We start from the raw sequence: 17,965 nt of genomic DNA on the forward strand, positions 1-17,965 counted from the left end.
ACGGTGAGCGCAATATTACTGTGCCCGCCGGTGGCAAGCTTCTTCAGACGCTCTCTGAAGCCAATGTGTTCCTGGCGTCGGCCTGCGGAGGCGGTGGTACCTGCGCGCAGTGTAAGTGCATCGTCACTGAAGGGGGTGGCTCGATGCTGCCCACCGAGGAGTCCCACTTTACCCGTCGCGATGCAACGGATGGCTGGCGTCTCTCTTGCCAGACTGCGGTCAAGCAGGATATGAAAATCCAGGTGCCCGAAGAGGTGTTTGGCGTAAAACAGTGGGAATGCACCGTCGAGAGCAACCCTAATGTAGCGACGTTTATTAAAGAGCTGACGCTGCGTCTTCCTGAGGGCGAAAGTGTGGACTTCCGTGCGGGCGGCTATGTGCAGCTCGAATGTCCCCCTCATCTGGTTAACTACGGCGACTTTGACGTCGATGAAGAATATCGCGGTGACTGGGAGCGTTTCGGCTTTTTCAAGATGTCATCCAAGGTGGACGAGACCGTTATTCGCGCCTATTCCATGGCTAACTACCCCGAAGAAAAGGGCGTGGTGAAGTTCAATATTCGAATCGCCACGCCGCCTCCGGGCAGCGAGGGTATAGCGCCGGGGCAAATGTCCTCCTGGGTGTTTGGTCTTAAGCCCGGTGACAAGGTTACGGTGTATGGACCCTTTGGGGAGTTCTTCGCGAAAGATAGTGATGCTGAAATGGTGTTCATCGGCGGTGGTGCAGGCATGGCTCCCATGCGCTCGCACATTTTTGACCAGCTCAAGCGTCTTGGCAGCAAGCGTAAGATCTCCTTCTGGTACGGCGCTCGCTCCCTTCGCGAGATGTTTTACGTCGAGGATTACGACGGCCTCGCTGCAGATAATGAGAACTTTGATTGGCACGTGGCCCTCTCTGATCCGCAGCCCGAAGATAACTGGGATGGGTTAACCGGATTCATCCATAACGTGCTCTTCGAGGAGTATCTTAAGGATCATCCCGCTCCTGAGGACTGCGAGTACTACATGTGCGGCCCCCCCATGATGAATGCAGCGGTGATCAAAATGCTGACTGACCTCGGCGTAGAGCCCGAGAACATCATGCTGGATGACTTCGGCGGGTAAGGGCAGCGGCAGGCTCGGATTCGAGCCACCTCCTGCACAACGCTATGCATCATAATTTTCGTATCGCGATAACCGCCTTATTGGCGGTTTTCCTGCTGTCGTCCTGCGCTGATCGTCCGAGCCGAGTGGTGCTTAAGGGTGGCACCATGGGCACAACATGGTCTGTGATCTACAGTGAGCCTGAGCAGGACGGCCCGGGAGTGAGTGCTGAGGAGTTGCAGACGCTAATAGAGACCGAGCTCCTCGCCATCAATCAAACGCTGTCGACCTATATTCCGGAGTCGGAAATTTCGCTCCTCAATAGTAGTCCCGATGAATCCTCCGTACTCCTCTCCTCACGATTTTCCACGGTTCTGGATGCGGCTTTGTCTGTAGGGGGGCTTACTGATGGAGCTTATGACGTCACCGTGAGGCCCTTGGTAGAGCTTTGGGGTTTTGGTGCCAGGACGCGTGAACCCGTTCCGCCGACGGAGGCTCAGATTCAGGCGGCTATGGTATTCGTTGGCGCACATCGCCTGTCCTGGAACGCCGAGGCCTCGACGCTTAGTCGTCCTGCCGGGGTTGAAGTGGACCTGTCGTCTATCGCTAAGGGCTACGCGGTTGATCAGCTCTCGGACATGCTTGCCGCGCGCGGTGTGGTAGACAGTCTGGTCGAGATTGGTGGCGAACTGCGGGCCAGGGGACAGCGCCCCGAAGGAGGCCTCTGGCGTCTTGCAGTAGAGTCTCCAGATCCCTCGCAAAGCCGGTTTATCGAGGCGCTGGCGGTGAGCGATGCCGCAGTGGCAACCTCCGGCGATTACCGAAATTATTTCGAATATGAGGGGCGCCGCTATTCCCATCTCGTAGATCCGCGAAGTGGCTACCCCGTGGCGCATGAACTGGTTTCCGTGACGGTGGTCCACAGGGAGTGTATGACTGCTGACGCGCTCGCTACGGCGCTACTGGTGTTGGGCCTGGATGCTGCGCTCCAACTGGCGAAGAGTCAGGGTATTGCTGCACATTTTGTCGCTCGGGGTGAGGAGGCGCTTGAGGTACACTACACCCCGGCGTTTGAAGCCTACAGGCAGAATACGCAGGCAGGGGAGAGTCCCTAGAGAGAACGGTCGCCTTTGCGACGCGCGATCGTCAGAGTGGAGTTGTTATGGTTTTTGTTCTCGCATTTCTCGTGATGGGTCTGATTATGGCCGGGATGGCTATTGGTGCCATGGCCGGGCGCGGTCCTCTAAAAGGTTCCTGTGGCGGGCTGTCAGCCGTTGGCATAGAAGGCCGCTGTGAGATCTGCGGCGACGATCCCAGTCTCTGTAAGGAGCAATCCGACAGCGCTGACGAAGCGTCCTCCGACAGTGATCGTCGGTTCTACGACGCCACCAAGTAAACCCTTGCCTCGTTGATTCATGGCCTCGTACACACGCTTTCTGGGGCTGCGCTACGGCTTCAGTCGTCAGCGTTCGCGCTTTACCGCTTTGGTATCTATGGCCTCCATGCTGGGCATGATGCTCGGTGTCGCCAGTCTTATCACCGTGCTCTCTGTCATGAACGGTTTCGCGGGTGAGTTGCGCGGTCGTATTCTTGCTCTGATCCCCCACGCCTATGTAGAGCAAACGCTTAATCAATATCCGGCGCAGACGCCTGATAGCGAGGCGGTCACCGCTAGTCTGTCGTCAGCCCTGTTGGCTCATCCGGATGTGCTTGCCGTTGCGCCATTTATCCGGGAAACCGTGCTTTTTTCGGGTCCCTACCGTCAACAAGGTGCGGTACTTACCGGGATTGATCTTGAGCAACAGTCGGCGCTGACAGATCTTGAGACCTTCCTTATCAGCGGCCGCCTGCGTGATCTTGAAACGGATTTTAGCGTCATTCTTGGAGCGTCCCTCGCGCGCATGCTCGGTGTGATTCCGGGGGACGAGGTACGTATAGTTCTGCCCCAAGTCAGTACGACCCCTCTGGGCTTGTTTCCAAGATCGCGGCTGTTGACGGTGGTTGGGCTTTTCGAGGTGGGTGCCCAGCAGGACAGCGTGCTCGCGTACCTATCGCTGTCTACGGCGCAGCGCCTGCTCAAACAGGGCGGAACACGCGGCCTGCAATTGAAGACCCGCGATCTCATGAGTGCGCCGAAACTTGGAGAGTCTCTGGATTCGATCGTTAAAGACCGAGGTGTCTATCGCCCTTGGAGTGAAACTCAGGGATCCCTGTTTCGCGCCATCCGCATGGAAAAAATCACCGTGAGTATTTTGCTCCTGGGAGTGGTTCTTGTTGCAGCGTTCAACGTGGTCTCAACGCTGGTTATGGCGGTCACAGAAAAGCGTCGGGACATTGCGGTACTGCGCACTATGGGTGCCACGCCTTTGGGCATCTCCAGAATTTTTCTCACTCAGGGTCTGGCTCTGGCACTTCTGGGTGTTCTGGCAGGAACGCTAAGCGGTGTCTTACTGTCGATTTACGTCGCAGATGTCGTGGATTTCTTTGAACGACTTATGGGGGCGAGAATATTCGACCCCTCCGTTTACTTTATCTCTCGATTACCATCACAACTTCTTTGGTCAGATGTTGTCATGGTAGGAGGGGCTGCGACGGTACTGAGTGTGATCGCAGCCATTTATCCCGCATGGCGTGCCAGTCGCATCGCGCCCGCCGAGGTTTTACGCTATGAATGATTCGCTGGCGCTGCGCTGTAGCGATGTGCACAAGAGTTACGAAGACGGCGCGTCTCGCGTCACGGTGCTCCGTGGCGTGGATTTTGCCCTGAGCGCCGGGGAGAAAGTCGCGGTAATAGGAGCCTCCGGTTCTGGCAAGTCGACACTGTTAAACCTGCTGGGTGGGCTTGATCAGGTGACTGCCGGCGAGGTTGCTCTGGCGGGCAAAAACCTGGCGGGGATGTCCGAGAGCCAGCTGGCGTCGTGGCGCAACCAACACCTGGGTTTTGTGTATCAATTTCATCATCTGCTCCCCGAGTTTTCAGCGCTCGAAAATGTAGCAATGCCACAGTTAATCGGCGGAGTCTCCCGGCGAGCGGCTCAGGCGGCCGCCGCAGAGATGCTTGAAGCCGTGGGACTAAGTGACCGCAGCACCCATCGCCCCGGGCAGCTATCCGGCGGCGAGCGACAGCGCGTGGCTATAGCTCGAAGCCTAATCAACAGTCCTCGCTGCGTTCTTATGGATGAGCCGACGGGTAACCTGGATCCGGAGGCCGCTCAGCAAGTGCTGGAACTCATCGAGAAGCTTCGCGAGACACAGAGCGCATTTGTTGTCGTCACCCACGACCTGAATGTGGCAGGACGTATGCAGCGGGTATTGCGGTTGACTGGCGGTCGCTTGGAAGTTGTTCAGTGACCCTGGGAGAAACATTGCGTATCGCGCTTCGTTACACCCTGGCGTTTGGGAGAGGGCACCTCTCTGTGTTTATGGCCAGTGTGTCTATGACAGGCTTAATTCTGGGGACCGCGCTGTTGCTCACCGTTTTGTCAGTCATGAATGGGTTTGAACGCGAGATGCGTGAACGCATTTTGGCTCTCGTGCCGCATGTAACGGTGCATACGCCCACTGACGGTGGAGCAGAGTTCGCCCTTGCGAAAAATTTGCGGGTGTTACCCGGACTTAACAGCGTGACGCCCTTTGTGAGTTTTGACGGTATGGCCGTTCGTGGCCGTGACGTGGTGTCTGTATCGGGATTGGGTTTGGAGTCTATGCCCGCCGTAACGCCGGCTATGCGGGATTTGCCGGAGTTGCGCGATCTAAGGGGACTCATTCTGGGTGATTCGGTGGCGGAGCGATTGGGCGTAGTACCGGGTGACAGCATCACCATCATTGTCCCGCCGCGAGGTGGAGGGCGGCGCACGGATATCGTTACTGAGCGTCTTGATGTCGTGTCAGTGGTGGACACGGGTACCGAGTTGGATGAAACCCTGGCACTTATGTCTCTCGCTCAGGCGTCGAATTTGGCGGGCCTCGAGGGTGGTATCAGTGGCTTGCAGTTGCGCTACGCCGACCCGTTTGCCGTGGAAGAATTGCTGCCACAGTTGCGACGGGAGCTCTCGCCGGGGAGTTACGCCACGACCTGGCGCATGACCCACGGTAATCTCTACGCGGCTATTCAGCTGTCCCGGGACTTAGTGGTGTTACTGCTGACTTCGATTATTGGTGTGGCAGCGTTCAATGTGGTGTCGGCCCTGGTGTTGATTGTCATTGATCAGCGTGGTGCCATCGCGATTATGCGCACCCTCGGTGCTACCCCTCGCAATATGGCGTCTATCTTTATCGCTCAGGGTCTTATCATTGGCGTTATCGGGTCGGCGCTGGGCTGTGCCTTGGGTGCTGCCCTGAGCGGCGCTCTACCGGCGATTGTTGCAGCGCTTGAGCAGGGTTTGCGTTTCAGGTTCTTGAGCACCGATGTTTACCCGGTGTCATTTGTCCCCGTCGATTTGAGGGGAGAAGATGTGCTGCTGATTGCGGGAACCGCTATTGTGATGTGCGTCCTTGCAGCACTATATCCGGCGTTGCGAGCGGCGCGACTTCAGCCAGCCAGCGTATTGCATCAGGACATCTGAGCGCGGCGCTTCTTGCGTTTTTTCCATTGCCGGGCAACACGAATACGCCACAGTACATTAACAACAAAGTAGCCAAGACTGCCAAAGAACAAACCGCAGAGCAGGCAGCCTGCAAGCAGCGGGCGCCATATTCGAATCAACTCTTCCTCGATCCATTGAATGCTGAGTACAAACTCCACTTCTTTTATTGGCACGTCGATGATGAGTGCGCCAACCTGATAGGCGAGGAAAAAAATTGCCGGCACCGTCAGGGGGTTGGTAAGCCATACAAGTCCCACCGAAATCGGTAGATTACAGCGCAGCAGCACCGCCCCTAAAGCTGCGAGAACCATTTGTCCGGGTACGGGTATAAAGGCGAGGAACAAGCCAACAAAAAAAGCCATCGACGCGGAGTAACGATTGATGTGCCAAAGGTTACTGGCGTATACCCACTCTCCAAGGAAGTCCAAAACGCCAATCTTGCGGAGTCGGGCGGGGGACGGCATTAGCGATTTCAGCGTTTTTCTCGGCACTGTTATCTGACCGGAAATGCTGTTCGTGTAGGAAAGTTGTCGTGCTTCACTGCAACACCGGCTGATTTAAAGACGCCCAAAACGTGCCAGGCATTATGCCGTTGGTGGCCATACGATGGTAGCGCCGTTTTTTCTTTTGTTGCTCTTCATCGGAGGGGGCGCGGCAGCCATCCAAGTGCCAGTGCTGCCCTTACTTCGACATCTGGAGATCGTCGTCGCGACGCTGTGTGGCTTGGCATTTTGGATGCTATGGGCCAGGCAGCGTGCAGCGCGTTCGGGTAAGGCCCCAGTGACTGCGCAACTTACGCCTCTTACAGCGTCTTTCGCCGCGGCGCTACTTGGTGCATTGCTCGTTTTTTTAGCGGCGGCGAGGTGGGAGGAGCGGTTACTACCCCCGGAGTGTGAACGCCAGAAGCTCTCCGTGGACGGAGACATCGACGGCCTGATCCATGTTACCCCCGGGGCCATGAGTAGCTATCGCTTTGAAGTTCAGGTTCGCACTATCAGACCTCAGCGCTGTGAGGGCCCCGTTCGCCTTCGTCTCTATACCAACGAGAGTGTTTTAAGCGTTGGCGATGTCAGTTCTGAATCTCTGGCAAGTCAGAACATTAGCGAGGCGACCGAGGCCGCACTGCAACCCGGCTCGCGCATAGTGTTTGAGGCTCGGCTTCGACGACCGTGGGGAATGGTGAACCCCGCAGCAAAGACCGGAGAAAAGACCTATTTGATTGACGGAGTCCACGCCGTTGGATCACTTACGTCCCTTAGCAAGATATCGAATCCCGAAAGTACCTCCCTAGCCGTCGACGCGAGGCTCGATCGTCTGAGAGAGCAGATATCGAGCTCCATACGCAAGACGGTTTTAGGAGACATAGGGGGCCTCCTTGCTGCCTTGGCGGTAGGTGATCGACGATCAATGACGGCGGACACCTGGGAGCGCTTGCGCTTTTTTGGCCTCACTCACCTCATGGTCATATCGGGGATGCACGTGACGATGCTGGCGCTCCCCGGATGGTACCTGGGAGTGGTGCTCGCACGAGTATTGTCCTTAGTTACCAGGTCACGGCGTCTCAGTAGTGCCTTACCTGCAATCTTGGCTTTATTGGTGGCCGGGGGATACGGCTTACTGTCCGGGTTTGAGATTCCGGCACAGCGGGCCTTGCTAATGCTGAGTTTGCTGATGCTCCCCAGAATATTCTCTCGAACCGTGCACTCCGCCCATGTTCTCCCTGTGGCAGGAATCGCGCTGTTCGCAATCAACCCATTAAGTATTTTGAGCGCAAGCTTTTGGCTGACCATCGGAGCGGTTGGGCTATTGCTTTGGTCAGCTACCTGGCGACCTCGCGCAGGATGGTTACGAGAGCTCTGGAGTGCGCAGGGCTACATGCTTGTCGCGATGTTTCCTTTAGGGCTGTATTGGTTTCAAGAGGCCAGCAGCGTTGGGGGCGTGATCAATCTTGTCGCGATACCGCTGACCACCCTGGTAGTGGTGCCTTTGCTGCTTAGTTCTCTCGTCTTGGCTCCGATGCTGGACGGACTGTCTGAAATCCTTCTTCAAGGCGCGGGGCATGCTCTTGGCCTCTTGTGGTCGGGCATGGGGTACTGGGAGTCGACCGTCGTTGAATGGAGTGTGGTGCGTGGAGGGTCAAGCGCCTTGGGACTGCTGCTGGCGTTAGCGGCTGTGCTTCTGGGAGCTTTGCCGGCTTTCCCTTCGAAATGGCTGATTATTTGTTTGTTAATGAGTCCCCTGGCATTGGGTCAACGACTTGCAACAAGTCGCTCCGTAGAGCTGGTGTTTTTTGATGTCGGGCAGGGCACGGCGGTTTTACTCAGAAACGGCGAAAAATTTCTTCTGTACGATACGGGTGGTGGTCCTCCCGCGGGTGTTCCAAGCGCCGCGCGCGCGATACTTCCGATGTTTCATACTTATGGTATTCGAGAATTGGATGCTCTGGTGATCAGTCACCCGGATCATGATCATGATGGCGGTGAGGCAATTGTCCGAGAGCGAGCACCGCCTAACCAGATTCGCCGCGGGGTCGCAGATGGCGCGGCGACTGAGTGCCGTTTGGGAGAAACCCGACAGTTCGGCCCTGATGTTGTTCTGCGCTACCTTTCTCAGCGGCTGCCGGGCGATAGCGACAACAATGCATCCTGCGTGCTGCTGATTTCCGCTTTTGGTCGACAGATCCTGTTGCCCGGGGATATCGACTCTCGACGAGAGCGGATGTTGCTCAGCTATTGGGGAAAAGCCCTAAAAGCCGATGTTCTTCTGGCCGGCCACCATGGCTCGGCTAGTTCAAACAGCCGCCTGTGGCTACGGTCTCTGGCACCGGGCCTGGTGATTGCGACGGCAGGCCGTGCCAATCGTTTTGGCCACCCGGCGCCTAGATTAGCTGAGGACGCCAAAGTACTAGGCACTAAGGTGCTCAGTACGGCCTTTCTCGGTGCGATAAGCTTGCGTATCCGTCCCGATGGAGAGATCCGTTGCCACGCAGCGCGAAACCGCCGCACACCATTTTGGCGGCATGGTGATTTTCAAGCAGACTGTCTTTCTCCCCGTGAGGCCATCCGCAGGTATAATCGGTCGACTACCTAGAGGAGCCCCACAGTGCTGGAACTCATAACCGCCGGCGGCTGGCTGATGATTATCATTGTTGCCTGCTCCGTTGTGGCAATCGCCATCTGCGTAGAAAGAACCTATGTGCTCAATCGTCGCCGAATTGCCCCCCCACACTTGCTCGCAAATGTGTGGAAGCAGCTCAAAGCCGGTGAATTGGATGCCGCGAAGCTGCGAAACCTCAGAGATTCATCGCCCTTGGGTAGGATTTTGGCGGCGGGCCTGTCTAATGCTCATCACGGGCGAGATGTTATGAAGGAGAGCATCGAGGAGGCCGCTGGGCACGTGGTCCACGACCTCGAGCGCTATCTGAACACGCTGGGCACCATTGCCGCTATTGCGCCGCTACTGGGTTTGCTGGGCACGGTTGTGGGCATGATTCGTGTGTTCGCCGAGATCATGTCTCAGGGCACCGGTAACGCGAGTGCGCTGGCCGGTGGTATTTCTGAAGCACTGATAACAACGGCTGCGGGTCTCTGTGTGGCGATTCCAGCGCTGGTGATGCACCGGTATTTCAGCGGACGTATCGATGGCATTGTCATCGAACTGGAGCAGCAGACGATCAAGTTGGTGGATGCCCTGCACGCACGGGAAGAGGAGCCTAAGCCGGCGTGAAGTTTCGTCGCCAAAGCCGTGAAGAACTGAACGTCAACCTGACACCGCTCATTGATGTGGTGTTTTTGCTGCTTATCTTTTTTATGGTATCGACCACTTTTACCCGCGAGACGCAGCTATCTGTAGACCTGCCTGAAGCGACCGGCCTGATTCGGGAGGAGGTGGAAAAGCAGGTGGAGATCCTAATCGACGAGGCGGGCAACTACCGCGTCAATGGTCGCGCGCTGGTGGACACAAGCATGCGTACCCTGCAAGCGGCGGTCTACAAAGTGTCCGAGGGTGATACCACGCTCCCGCTGGTGATTTCCGCTGACGCCCAGGCGGCTCACGAGTCGGTGGTGCGAGCCATGGATGCGGCCGGTCAAATGGGTTTTAGTCGTTTGAGTATTGCGTCTGTGCAACCTTCTCCCCAGGCTCCCTGAAGCGCATGTTTGATCGTATGGCACTGGCCCTGGAGCGGGCTTGGTACAAGCCCCCAAAGTTTCTGCTGCTCTTGCTGCCGCTGGAGTGGCTATTTGCGACAGTCACCGCGCTGCGCCGCCTCGCCTTTCGAAAGCACTGGTTGTCGAGCGGGCATCCTGGCGTGCCAGTGATTGTGGTCGGCAATATCTCTGTGGGCGGTACAGGTAAAACGCCGGTGGTTATTGGAATTACCCAGGCACTGATGGAACAGGGGGTTCGCGTCGCTGTGGTCAGTAGAGGCTATGGCGGGTCCGCAATGGGTGTTGTGCAGGTGAGCGCCGATAGCGACTATCGCGAGGTAGGGGATGAGTCATTACTCATTGCCCAGAGTACCTCGGCGATAGTAAGCATCGGTCGAGATCGTCTTGCTGCGGCAAAGCATGCGGTAGAGCTGGGGGCAGAGGTCATTGTTTCGGATGATGGTCTGCAGCACTACGCCCTTGAGCGAGACGTCGAAATTGTGACTAGTGACGCAAGTACCGGTTTTGGTAACGGACACTTATTACCCGTCGGTCCATTACGGGAGCCGCGGAAACGATTGGCCGATGTGGACTTTTTTTTGCTGCGCGGCGGGCAAGATCCTCACTCCGGGACGGACTATCGCGCGAAGCAGTTCCGTCGTTTTTCGGATGGTAAGACCGTCGCTGCACAAAATCCGGACTTCGGGCCGAGGGTGCATGCCGTGGCGGCCATTGCGCAACCCCAGCGTTTTTTTGATGGTCTTAGATCTTTGGGGCTGGAACCCGTAGAGCACCGCTTTGTGGATCACCGGGCGTTTGAAGGCAGTGATTTCGAAGCCCTGGGCGACCTTCCTATTGTGATGACGGCCAAGGATGCAGTGAAGTGCCCAACAGTGCTCCCTGACGATGCCTGGATCCTGGATATGGAAACAGAGTTCCCTCAGGGGTTTGTGCAGCAATTGATCCAACGAGCGGGCTTGATGCCTGTGGCTTCGCCGACAGCAGCTGCGGCTTCTCGCACTGAGTCTGGTGCCCAGGCATCGCGATCTGGTGACCCCGATTCCACGCTCATGTCAAAGAAGTGCGGAGATTCAGTATGAGCTTTGTAGTGGTTATACCCGCGCGTTACGCCTCAACCCGGTTGCCCGGTAAGCCCTTGTCGATGATTGCCGGTAAGACGATGCTTCAACATGTCTGGGAGCGGGCCAAGACATCTGGCGCTAGTGAGGTGGTGATTGCGACGGACGACGCCCGCATAGAAACAGCCTGTAAAGACTTTGCTGCGCGATGTTTGATGACCCGGGCAGAGCACACCAGCGGCACGGACCGTTTGGCCGAAGTGGTCGATCTCCTTTCTTTGTCTGACGATCAAATTGTGGTGAATGTGCAGGGTGACGAGCCATTGATTCCAGCGGCGGTGATTGATCAGGTAGCACAGAATCTGGGCGGCAAGTCTTCTGCGAGTATTGCGACCTTGTGCGAGGCGATAACCGAGCTGGAAGTTCTTGGCGATCCCAATGCGGTTAAAGTGGTTTTTGATGAGCATGGAAGGGCGCTGTATTTCAGTCGCGCGAGCATACCCTGGCCGCGGGACTATTCCTGGGATTCAGCTGTGATGCCCCAGGGTGAGTGGTACCGGCACATCGGTTTATATGCCTATCGGGCTGGGTTCCTTCGGCGCTATACGAGTTGGCAGCCGGCGCTGATGGAGCAGTCAGAGTCCCTGGAGCAGCTGCGTGCTCTGTATAAAGGCGAAGAGATTCACGTCGAGCCAGCCTGTGAGGCGGTCCCGGGTGGAATAGATACACCGGAGGATCTGCACAAGGTCCGTGAATATTTTTCTGCATCAAGCGGAGCGGCTCAACCCGGTGAGTGATGTGTTGGCTGCGGGGCTTTCCCAAGCGGTTTCTAATACCCTGGGCCTGCCGTGCTCTGCGCGGGCAGTTTTCCCCGTTGTCGTAGCAGATGATGTCCGGCCTGCAATGGACTGGTCGCAACAGTCAGGTTTGCCCCTGACACCGCTGGGCGAAGGCAGTAACGTGGTTCTGCCGCCGGTACTGGAAGCCGGGGTTCTTAGGGTGACCGACACATCGACCACCGTCATTAAAGAGCTGGGAGATGCGGTAACTCTGCGCGTGGGTGCCGGCAAAGCGTGGCATGCGCTGGTTAAAGAAACCGTATACCAAGGCCTTTATGGGCTGGAAAACCTGGCGCTCATACCGGGTTTTGTGGGCGCGGCGCCAGTGCAGAATATCGGCGCCTACGGACGGGAGTTCGAAGAGTTTGTCGTCGCTGTTCATGGGGTTAATCTACAAACGGGAGCGGCCGAGGTACTCAGCGCAGAAGACTGCGCCTTTAGTTACCGGGAAAGCGTGTTCAAGAGGGATCTTCGGGATCGGTTTCTGATTACTGCGGTGGATTTGACCTTGGCGCGAACGCCAGCGGTGCGTGCTGATTATCCGGCGCTACGATCTCGTCTCGGCACCTCAACTATCACCCCCCAGGCGGTGTTTGAGACGGTGGTTGCCGTGCGCATGGAGCGCTTACCTGATCCCGGTGAAACACCTAACGCGGGAAGCTTTTTTAAAAACCCGGTGCTTTCCGAGGAGCAGCTACGCCTGTTGCAGGCAGCGGAATCCGATGTTCCTGTCTACCCCTTTGCCGATGGGCAATCCAAAGTGTCGGCAGCCTGGCTTATCGAGCGGGCGGGTTTGCGGGGTTATCGACATGGCGCGGCATCGATGTCTGAGACTCACGCCCTGGTGCTCGTGACCGACGGAGCCGCCCTGCAGAGGGACGTCCTTGAGTTGGCCAGGCACGTACAGAATACCGTGCAGCATCGATTTGCGGTGATGCTGGAACCTGAGCCACGTATCTATGGCTGAGTCAGAGTTGGACAATCCGCGTTTTGATGCCGAGGCGTTTCTGGCAACCCTGACTACGCGCTGTGGTGTGTACCAAATGTATGACGCCGCAGGAGAATTGCTTTATGTAGGCAAAGCAAGAAACCTGAAGAGTCGTGTTAGCAGCTACTTTAGGAATACAGGACTGAATTCGAAAACCGTCGCTCTGGTAATGCGCATACGGGATATTCAGGTCACGGTGACATCAACAGAAGCCGACGCGTTGCTCCTCGAACACAATCTGATTAAGACCCATAAGCCTCCCTACAATATTCTGCTGCGGGACGATAAGTCTTACCCCTACATATTTCTCTCCAGTGAAGACCCATTTCCGCGACTTGCGGTGCATCGCGGACGTAAGCGTAAAAAGGGGCGTTACTTTGGGCCTTACCCGAGTGCTGGCGCTGTCAGGCAGTCTATGCACTTTCTGCAGAAGGTCTTTAAGGTGCGTCAGTGCGAAGACAGTTACTTTCGCAACCGCTCCAGGCCCTGCCTGCAGCATCAGATCGACCGCTGCACAGCACCCTGTGTGGACCTGGTGTCTGCGAGTGAATATGCAGAGCAGGTTGAAAAGACCGAGCTTTTTCTTCTTGGTAAATCCCGGGAGCTGCAGGTTCGTCTCGCCGATGACATGGAGCAGGCTGCCGCAGAACTTGCCTACGAAAAGGCCGCGGCGCTTCGCGATCAGATTCAGCATTTACAACAGGTGCAGAATACTCAGGGTATCGAAGGCGGGCACGGCGATCTCGACGTGATAGCCGCGTCTATGGAGGGTGGGCAGTGTTGTCTGCAGATCGTTTTTGTGCGCGACGCGCGGGTTCTGGGCAGTAAATCGTTTTATCCCAAACTACGCTTGGAAAGTACCGAGGCTGAGGTCTTAGAAGCGTTCTTGCCCCAGTTTTACTTAAACGGCGAACAGAGAATTCCCCCGGAGTTGATTCTCAGCCATGTTCCGGAAAATGCCGCTACTTTGAGTGAAGTGTTTGGTGATCGAGCGGGTCGTAAGGTGGTACTTCGGCAGCGCGTTCGTGAGGCTCGAGCCAGATGGTTGCAACTTGCAGTGCAAACAGCCGAAACAAATCTTATCGCGCATCTTGCGGGAAAGCAGACCGTACAGGAGCGACTGCAGGCCCTCCAGGAAGCCTTGGAGATGGAGGTGCATCCCCAGCGCATAGAGTGTTTTGATATCAGCCATAGCAGTGGCGAAGCTACCGTTGCGTCCTGCGTGGTGTTTGATGGTAACGGAGCCCGTAAATCAGATTATCGTCGCTTCAATATTGAAGGCATCGAGGGTGGCGATGATTATGCTGCGATGCATCAGGCACTCACTCGGCGCTTCCGACGTCTGCGAGATGAGGGGGCGACGCTCCCTGATATTTTGCTTATTGACGGTGGTAAGGGCCAAGTGACGCAGGCGTTATCGGTACTTAAAGATCTCGATGTATCCGGCATTGAGGTCGTCGGTGTTGCCAAGGGCACCACGCGTAAAGCGGGTTTCGAAACACTGATCCTGGGCGACAGTGGACATGAACTGCAATTACCATCGGACAATCCGGCCTTACATTTGATCCAACAGATACGCGATGAAGCGCACCGCTTTGCCATAACGGGCCATCGTAATCGCCGGGATAAGCAGCGTCGGCAGTCATCGCTGGAGTCCATCGCCGGGGTAGGGGCTAAGCGCCGTCGAGAACTGCTCCGTCATTTTGGGAGCGCCGGCGCTGTGGAGAACGCGAGTGTTGAGGAGCTGCGAAAGATCCCGGGCATCAGTGCTAACATGGCGCAAGCAATTTACGACCATTTACATGGAATGGTTGATTGAATTTCACAGTGAGAGCGCGTGTCCCTAAACATACCTAACTCTTTGACCTTACTGCGGATCATCTTGATTCCAGTGATGGTTGCCGTTTTCTATATGCCTTTTGAAGGACATTTGTTGGCGGCCGCGGGCATTTTCGCCGTGGCGGCGATAACTGACTGGTTTGACGGGTATTTAGCCAGACGGCTGGGACAAATGACGCCCTTTGGCGCGTTTCTGGATCCCGTCGCGGACAAGCTAATGGTCGCTGTCGCCCTGGTATTGCTGGTGGAGCGTCACAATGATTTGCTGTTTACACTGGCCGCCTGCGTGATTATAGGCCGGGAGATTGTTGTGTCGGCGCTAAGAGAGTGGATGGCGGAGCTCGGTAAGCGCACCTCGGTCGCGGTATCGATGATTGGCAAGGTCAAGACCGGGTTTCAAATGGTCTCTATCGTGGTGCTCCTCGCCGTGGATGCCGAGCGGGATGGGAGTGAAATACTCGCCTTTGGGGTCTTGCTTTTGTATGTCGCCGCCGGGCTTACGCTATGGTCCATGTGGCAGTACCTGCGCGCCGCGCAAGGGGTACTGTCTGATGAGTCCCCCGAGTAAGATTCCCATTGGCTTACAACTTGACTCACTTTAATCACACCCTACAATACGCGTCCCGCATCGCTGTGGGTATCCCCGCGGGAATAGCTCAGTTGGTAGAGCGCAACCTTGCCAAGGTTGAGGTCGCCGGTTCGAACCCGGTTTCCCGCTCCAAGTTTTAGGCTCGGTGGCAGAGTGGTTATGCAGCGGATTGCAAATCCGTCAACGCCGGTTCGATTCCGACCCGAGCCTCCATTTTTTGTGATATGACGTAGCGACGTGCAGACGCAAGACTACGCAGTATTAAGTGCCGCGCTCGACGCGGTAGAACGCGGCCAGAGCTGTTGGTTAGCGACAGTGGTTGCGGTGCACGGTTCTTCTCCGCGGCCTGCCGGCTCCCTGGCTTTGTTTCTTCCCCCGTCCTCTCAGGTTGGATCACTGTCCGGTGGCTGCGTTGAAGAGGAACTCCTGGCTAGCATTGTAAGCGGTGAGTTTGCCCCAGATGCTCCGCAGGTTCTTCGCTATGGCGTGTCAGCAGAAGAGAACGCGCGCCTCGGTTTACCCTGCGGTGGACATCTTACGGTATTGCTACAAGCGCTGACCCCGGAGAGAGATCAGGGCTGGCTGGAGGCTGTGCGAAACGCCCTGGACGCCCGTCAGCTTGCGCGACGAACTGTTGATCGAACTAACGGGCAGACCGTGTTCTCTTTGCTAGAGCGTTTTTGTGAGCTTAGCTTCGACGATAGCGAGCTAAAACAAAGCTTTGGTCCACGGCAAAGAATGCTGCTTGTTGGCGCGGGCCAGCTTGCAGCAAGCGTTGCGGAACTCGCACTCGGACTCGACTACGATGTCCTGGTTTGTGATCCTCGCAACGAGACCCGAGCCGACTGGCGGGGGCCAGACGTGCCGCTGCTGTCGGCAATGCCAGACGATGCTGTCAGAGCTCACGCCGATGACTCGCAGTCTGTGGTGATAACGCTTACCCACGATCCCCGTATTGATGATATGGCGCTTATGGAAGCGCTGGAGTCGAAGGCCTGGTACGTGGGAGCGCTGGGTTCCTTACGCACCACGGAGCAGCGAAAAGAGCGTTTAGCGACGCTGGGGCTTCCTCAAAGTGCCATTGACCGATTGCATGCTCCGGTGGGCTTGGATATTGGCAGCAAGACACCGCCGGAGATTGCGGTCTCGATTATCGCGCAGCTCGTTCGCTTACGTCGGCGTGGCGTTTGATAGCCTGATCTGTTGGTAGGCATCCAGAGCCGCCTGACGCGCCTCGCGATGATCCACAATAGGCTCAGGGTAGTCAGTCCCCAGTTTAATCTCTGCTTGCGCGAGAGCGTCTTCTGGGGCCTCCCAGGGCTTATGCACATACTTGTTAGGCAGCTTTGCTAGTTCTGGCACCCAGCGGCGCACATACTCACCTTGCTTATCAAACTTTTCGCCCTGCGTGACGGGGTTGAATATTCGAAAGTACGGCGCAGCGTCCGCGCCGCTGCCAGCCACCCACTGCCAGCTGCAGCCATTGCTCGCCAAATCCGCGTCCACGAGGGTGTCCCAGAACCATTCTTCTCCCTTGCGCCAATGCTGTAACAGGTGCTTACAGAGAAAAGACGCGACCACCATGCGCACACGATTGTGCATGATCCCCGTGGCCCAGAGCTCTCGCATTCCCGCATCCACGATGGGGTAGCCGGTTTCTCCTCGCTGCCAGCGCCTGAGGCGTTCCTCATCAGGCTGCCAGGGAAATTCTGCGAAGTTCTCTTTGAAAGCGCTGTGAGGTATCGCCGGAAAAAAGTGCAGGAGATGGTAGGAGAACTCCCGCCAACCAATCTCCGCCTGAAACTTGTTCACTGCTGTAGCGGTGTGGGGCAATTCCAGTTTTTTTTGCTCGCACATGGCCCAAATCTGACGGGGTGAAATTTCACCGTGATGCAAATGGGCAGAGAGGCGGGATGTTGCGTCTACCGCAGGAAGATCTCGTTGATCGGCGTACGACGATACGGTTTCGTCGAGAAAACCGTGAAGACGTTCCTGCGCGCCGTTCTCACCGGGGGTCCAGTGATCTAACCAGTATTCGGCCCAGTCTGGAGAAGTTGGCAATAAGTTCCAGGATGCGAGCTCATCGCTCTTCGACCAGTTCGACCAGCTGTCGCATTGCATCGGGAGGGGTGGGGCCACTTCTTGCTTCTGGCAAGCCCGCCAAAACGGCGTGAAGACTTTGAATGGTCCGCCCCCCAGCGTGAGAACGCTACCGGGCTCATGGAGCAACGTGCCTCCGTAGCGTTTAAATTCGATGCCATGGTCTCCGAGAGTTTCGTGGAGCAACAGCTCTTGCTCGCTTGCCCAGGGCTCGTAACGACGACTGCAAAATACGCTAGTAGCGCCGCTTGCCTCACAGACTTCTTGCAGAATTTTTTTGGCGTCTCCGCGGCGCAAAATCAGTTGCCCGCCGAGCGCTTCAATATCAGCCGCCAATGAACAGAGACTATGGTGGAGCCACCATCGACTGGCTCCCCCCATAGACCAATCACCTGGCGTCTCGTCGTCCAGAATGTAGAGCGGCAAAACTTTTCGATCGTCGCGACTCGCCGCCTGAAGGGCGGGAAGATCATTGAGTCTCAGATCCTGCCGGAACCAGAGAATAGCTGTTTCGCTCATGCGGCGGTGGTTCCTTGTGGTGTTACGTGGGTTGCTTGCTGAGCGTTGAATTCCAGCAATGCTCCTAGTCCTGTGTCTGCATCAATCCGCCACTTTTCAGCCAGATCATCTGCACGGGTTTCCCCCGGATTCATTAGAAAAATAGGTTTGTTCTCTTTACGAGCCCATTTGCAGAACCGATATCCTGAGTAAACCT

Annotated in this window: 17 protein-coding genes, 2 tRNA genes and 1 pseudogene; 17 read left to right on the forward strand and 3 right to left on the reverse strand. The window is 56.5% G+C overall.

Annotated features, from left to right (window positions below):
• The 6 genes from nqrF to ACTG39_RS13120 all read left to right on the forward strand — a co-directional run.
• Positions 1 to 1,103: NADH:ubiquinone reductase (Na(+)-transporting) subunit F (nqrF, locus tag ACTG39_RS13095; protein ID WP_439108015.1), on the forward strand; the 1,103-nt coding region annotated here is incomplete at its 5' end.
• A 44-nt stretch (positions 1,104 to 1,147) separates the two neighbouring features.
• Positions 1,148 to 2,197 (forward strand): FAD:protein FMN transferase, encoded by a 1,050-nt coding sequence (locus tag ACTG39_RS13100; protein ID WP_439108016.1) that lies wholly within the window; start codon positions 1,148 to 1,150, stop codon positions 2,195 to 2,197.
• Positions 2,198 to 2,244: 47 nt separating this feature from the next.
• Positions 2,245 to 2,478, forward strand: coding sequence for a (Na+)-NQR maturation NqrM (gene nqrM, locus ACTG39_RS13105; RefSeq protein ID WP_439108017.1), 234 nt, complete (start codon positions 2,245 to 2,247; stop codon positions 2,476 to 2,478).
• A 19-nt stretch (positions 2,479 to 2,497) separates the two neighbouring features.
• Positions 2,498 to 3,757: a lipoprotein-releasing ABC transporter permease subunit gene (locus ACTG39_RS13110; protein ID WP_439108018.1), complete on the forward strand. Its 1,260-nt coding sequence runs from the start codon at positions 2,498 to 2,500 to the stop codon at positions 3,755 to 3,757.
• Complete coding sequence (locus tag ACTG39_RS13115; RefSeq protein WP_439108019.1) at positions 3,750 to 4,433, forward strand: ABC transporter ATP-binding protein; 684 nt, start codon at positions 3,750 to 3,752, stop codon at positions 4,431 to 4,433. The genes ACTG39_RS13110 and ACTG39_RS13115 overlap by 8 nt, the downstream gene beginning before the upstream one ends.
• A complete protein-coding gene (locus ACTG39_RS13120; protein ID WP_439108020.1) occupies positions 4,430 to 5,647 on the forward strand; it encodes an FtsX-like permease family protein in 1,218 nt (405 codons plus the stop codon). Before ACTG39_RS13115 ends, ACTG39_RS13120 begins: the two co-directional genes overlap by 4 nt.
• Here the strand turns inward: ACTG39_RS13120 and ACTG39_RS13125 are convergent.
• Entirely contained in the window at positions 5,635 to 6,132 is a 498-nt protein-coding gene (locus tag ACTG39_RS13125; RefSeq protein ID WP_439108021.1) for a DUF2062 domain-containing protein, read from the reverse strand. The two genes, ACTG39_RS13120 and ACTG39_RS13125, sit on opposite strands and share 13 nt — an antisense overlap.
• 142 nt (positions 6,133 to 6,274) lie before the next feature.
• Here ACTG39_RS13125 and ACTG39_RS13130 point away from each other — a divergent pair, with 142 nt between their 5' ends.
• The 11 genes from ACTG39_RS13130 (at position 6,275) to ACTG39_RS13180 (ending at position 16,341) form a co-directional block, all read left to right on the forward strand.
• On the forward strand, positions 6,275 to 8,758 hold the full coding sequence (locus ACTG39_RS13130; RefSeq protein ID WP_439108022.1) for a DNA internalization-related competence protein ComEC/Rec2: 2,484 nt from the start codon (positions 6,275 to 6,277) through the stop codon (positions 8,756 to 8,758).
• Positions 8,759 to 8,770: 12 nt separating this feature from the next.
• Positions 8,771 to 9,394 (forward strand): MotA/TolQ/ExbB proton channel family protein, encoded by a 624-nt coding sequence (locus ACTG39_RS13135; protein ID WP_439108023.1) that lies wholly within the window; start codon positions 8,771 to 8,773, stop codon positions 9,392 to 9,394.
• Positions 9,391 to 9,816, forward strand: a complete 426-nt coding sequence (locus ACTG39_RS13140; protein WP_439108024.1) for an ExbD/TolR family protein — start codon at positions 9,391 to 9,393, stop codon at positions 9,814 to 9,816. Before ACTG39_RS13135 ends, ACTG39_RS13140 begins: the two co-directional genes overlap by 4 nt.
• 5 nt (positions 9,817 to 9,821) lie before the next feature.
• Positions 9,822 to 10,916, forward strand: a complete 1,095-nt coding sequence (gene lpxK / locus ACTG39_RS13145; RefSeq protein WP_439108025.1) for a tetraacyldisaccharide 4'-kinase — start codon at positions 9,822 to 9,824, stop codon at positions 10,914 to 10,916.
• The gene (gene kdsB, locus ACTG39_RS13150) at positions 10,913 to 11,692 is read left to right on the forward strand and encodes a 3-deoxy-manno-octulosonate cytidylyltransferase (RefSeq protein ID WP_439108026.1); all 780 of its coding nucleotides are present in this window, start codon (positions 10,913 to 10,915) and stop codon (positions 11,690 to 11,692) included. Before lpxK ends, kdsB begins: the two co-directional genes overlap by 4 nt.
• On the forward strand, positions 11,646 to 12,701 hold the full coding sequence (gene murB, locus ACTG39_RS13155) for a UDP-N-acetylmuramate dehydrogenase (RefSeq protein ID WP_439108027.1): 1,056 nt from the start codon (positions 11,646 to 11,648) through the stop codon (positions 12,699 to 12,701). Before kdsB ends, murB begins: the two co-directional genes overlap by 47 nt.
• Positions 12,694 to 14,541, forward strand: a complete 1,848-nt coding sequence (gene uvrC / locus ACTG39_RS13160; protein ID WP_439108028.1) for an excinuclease ABC subunit UvrC — start codon at positions 12,694 to 12,696, stop codon at positions 14,539 to 14,541. Before murB ends, uvrC begins: the two co-directional genes overlap by 8 nt.
• A gap of 18 nt (positions 14,542 to 14,559) precedes the next feature.
• Entirely contained in the window at positions 14,560 to 15,129 is a 570-nt protein-coding gene (gene pgsA, locus ACTG39_RS13165) for a CDP-diacylglycerol--glycerol-3-phosphate 3-phosphatidyltransferase (protein ID WP_439108029.1), read from the forward strand.
• A 77-nt stretch (positions 15,130 to 15,206) separates the two neighbouring features.
• Positions 15,207 to 15,282: transfer RNA gene (locus ACTG39_RS13170), tRNA-Gly, on the forward strand.
• Between the two features lie 7 nt (positions 15,283 to 15,289).
• Positions 15,290 to 15,363 (forward strand) — tRNA-Cys (locus tag ACTG39_RS13175).
• Positions 15,364 to 15,387: 24 nt separating this feature from the next.
• Positions 15,388 to 16,341, forward strand: coding sequence for an XdhC family protein (locus ACTG39_RS13180; protein WP_439108030.1), 954 nt, complete (start codon positions 15,388 to 15,390; stop codon positions 16,339 to 16,341).
• Here ACTG39_RS13180 and ACTG39_RS13185 read toward each other — a convergent pair.
• Positions 16,321 to 17,769 (reverse strand): cryptochrome/photolyase family protein, encoded by a 1,449-nt coding sequence (locus tag ACTG39_RS13185; RefSeq protein ID WP_439108031.1) that lies wholly within the window; start codon positions 17,767 to 17,769, stop codon positions 16,321 to 16,323. The genes ACTG39_RS13180 and ACTG39_RS13185 overlap by 21 nt on opposite strands.
• Positions 17,766 to 17,965: pseudogene (locus ACTG39_RS13190) on the reverse strand (NAD-dependent protein deacetylase); the annotation flags it as partial. The pseudogene ACTG39_RS13190 and the gene ACTG39_RS13185, both read right to left, overlap by 4 nt.

Origin of the sequence: Congregibacter sp. (assembly GCF_965662665.1) — a bacterium.
Lineage (GTDB): Bacteria > Pseudomonadota > Gammaproteobacteria > Pseudomonadales > Halieaceae > Congregibacter.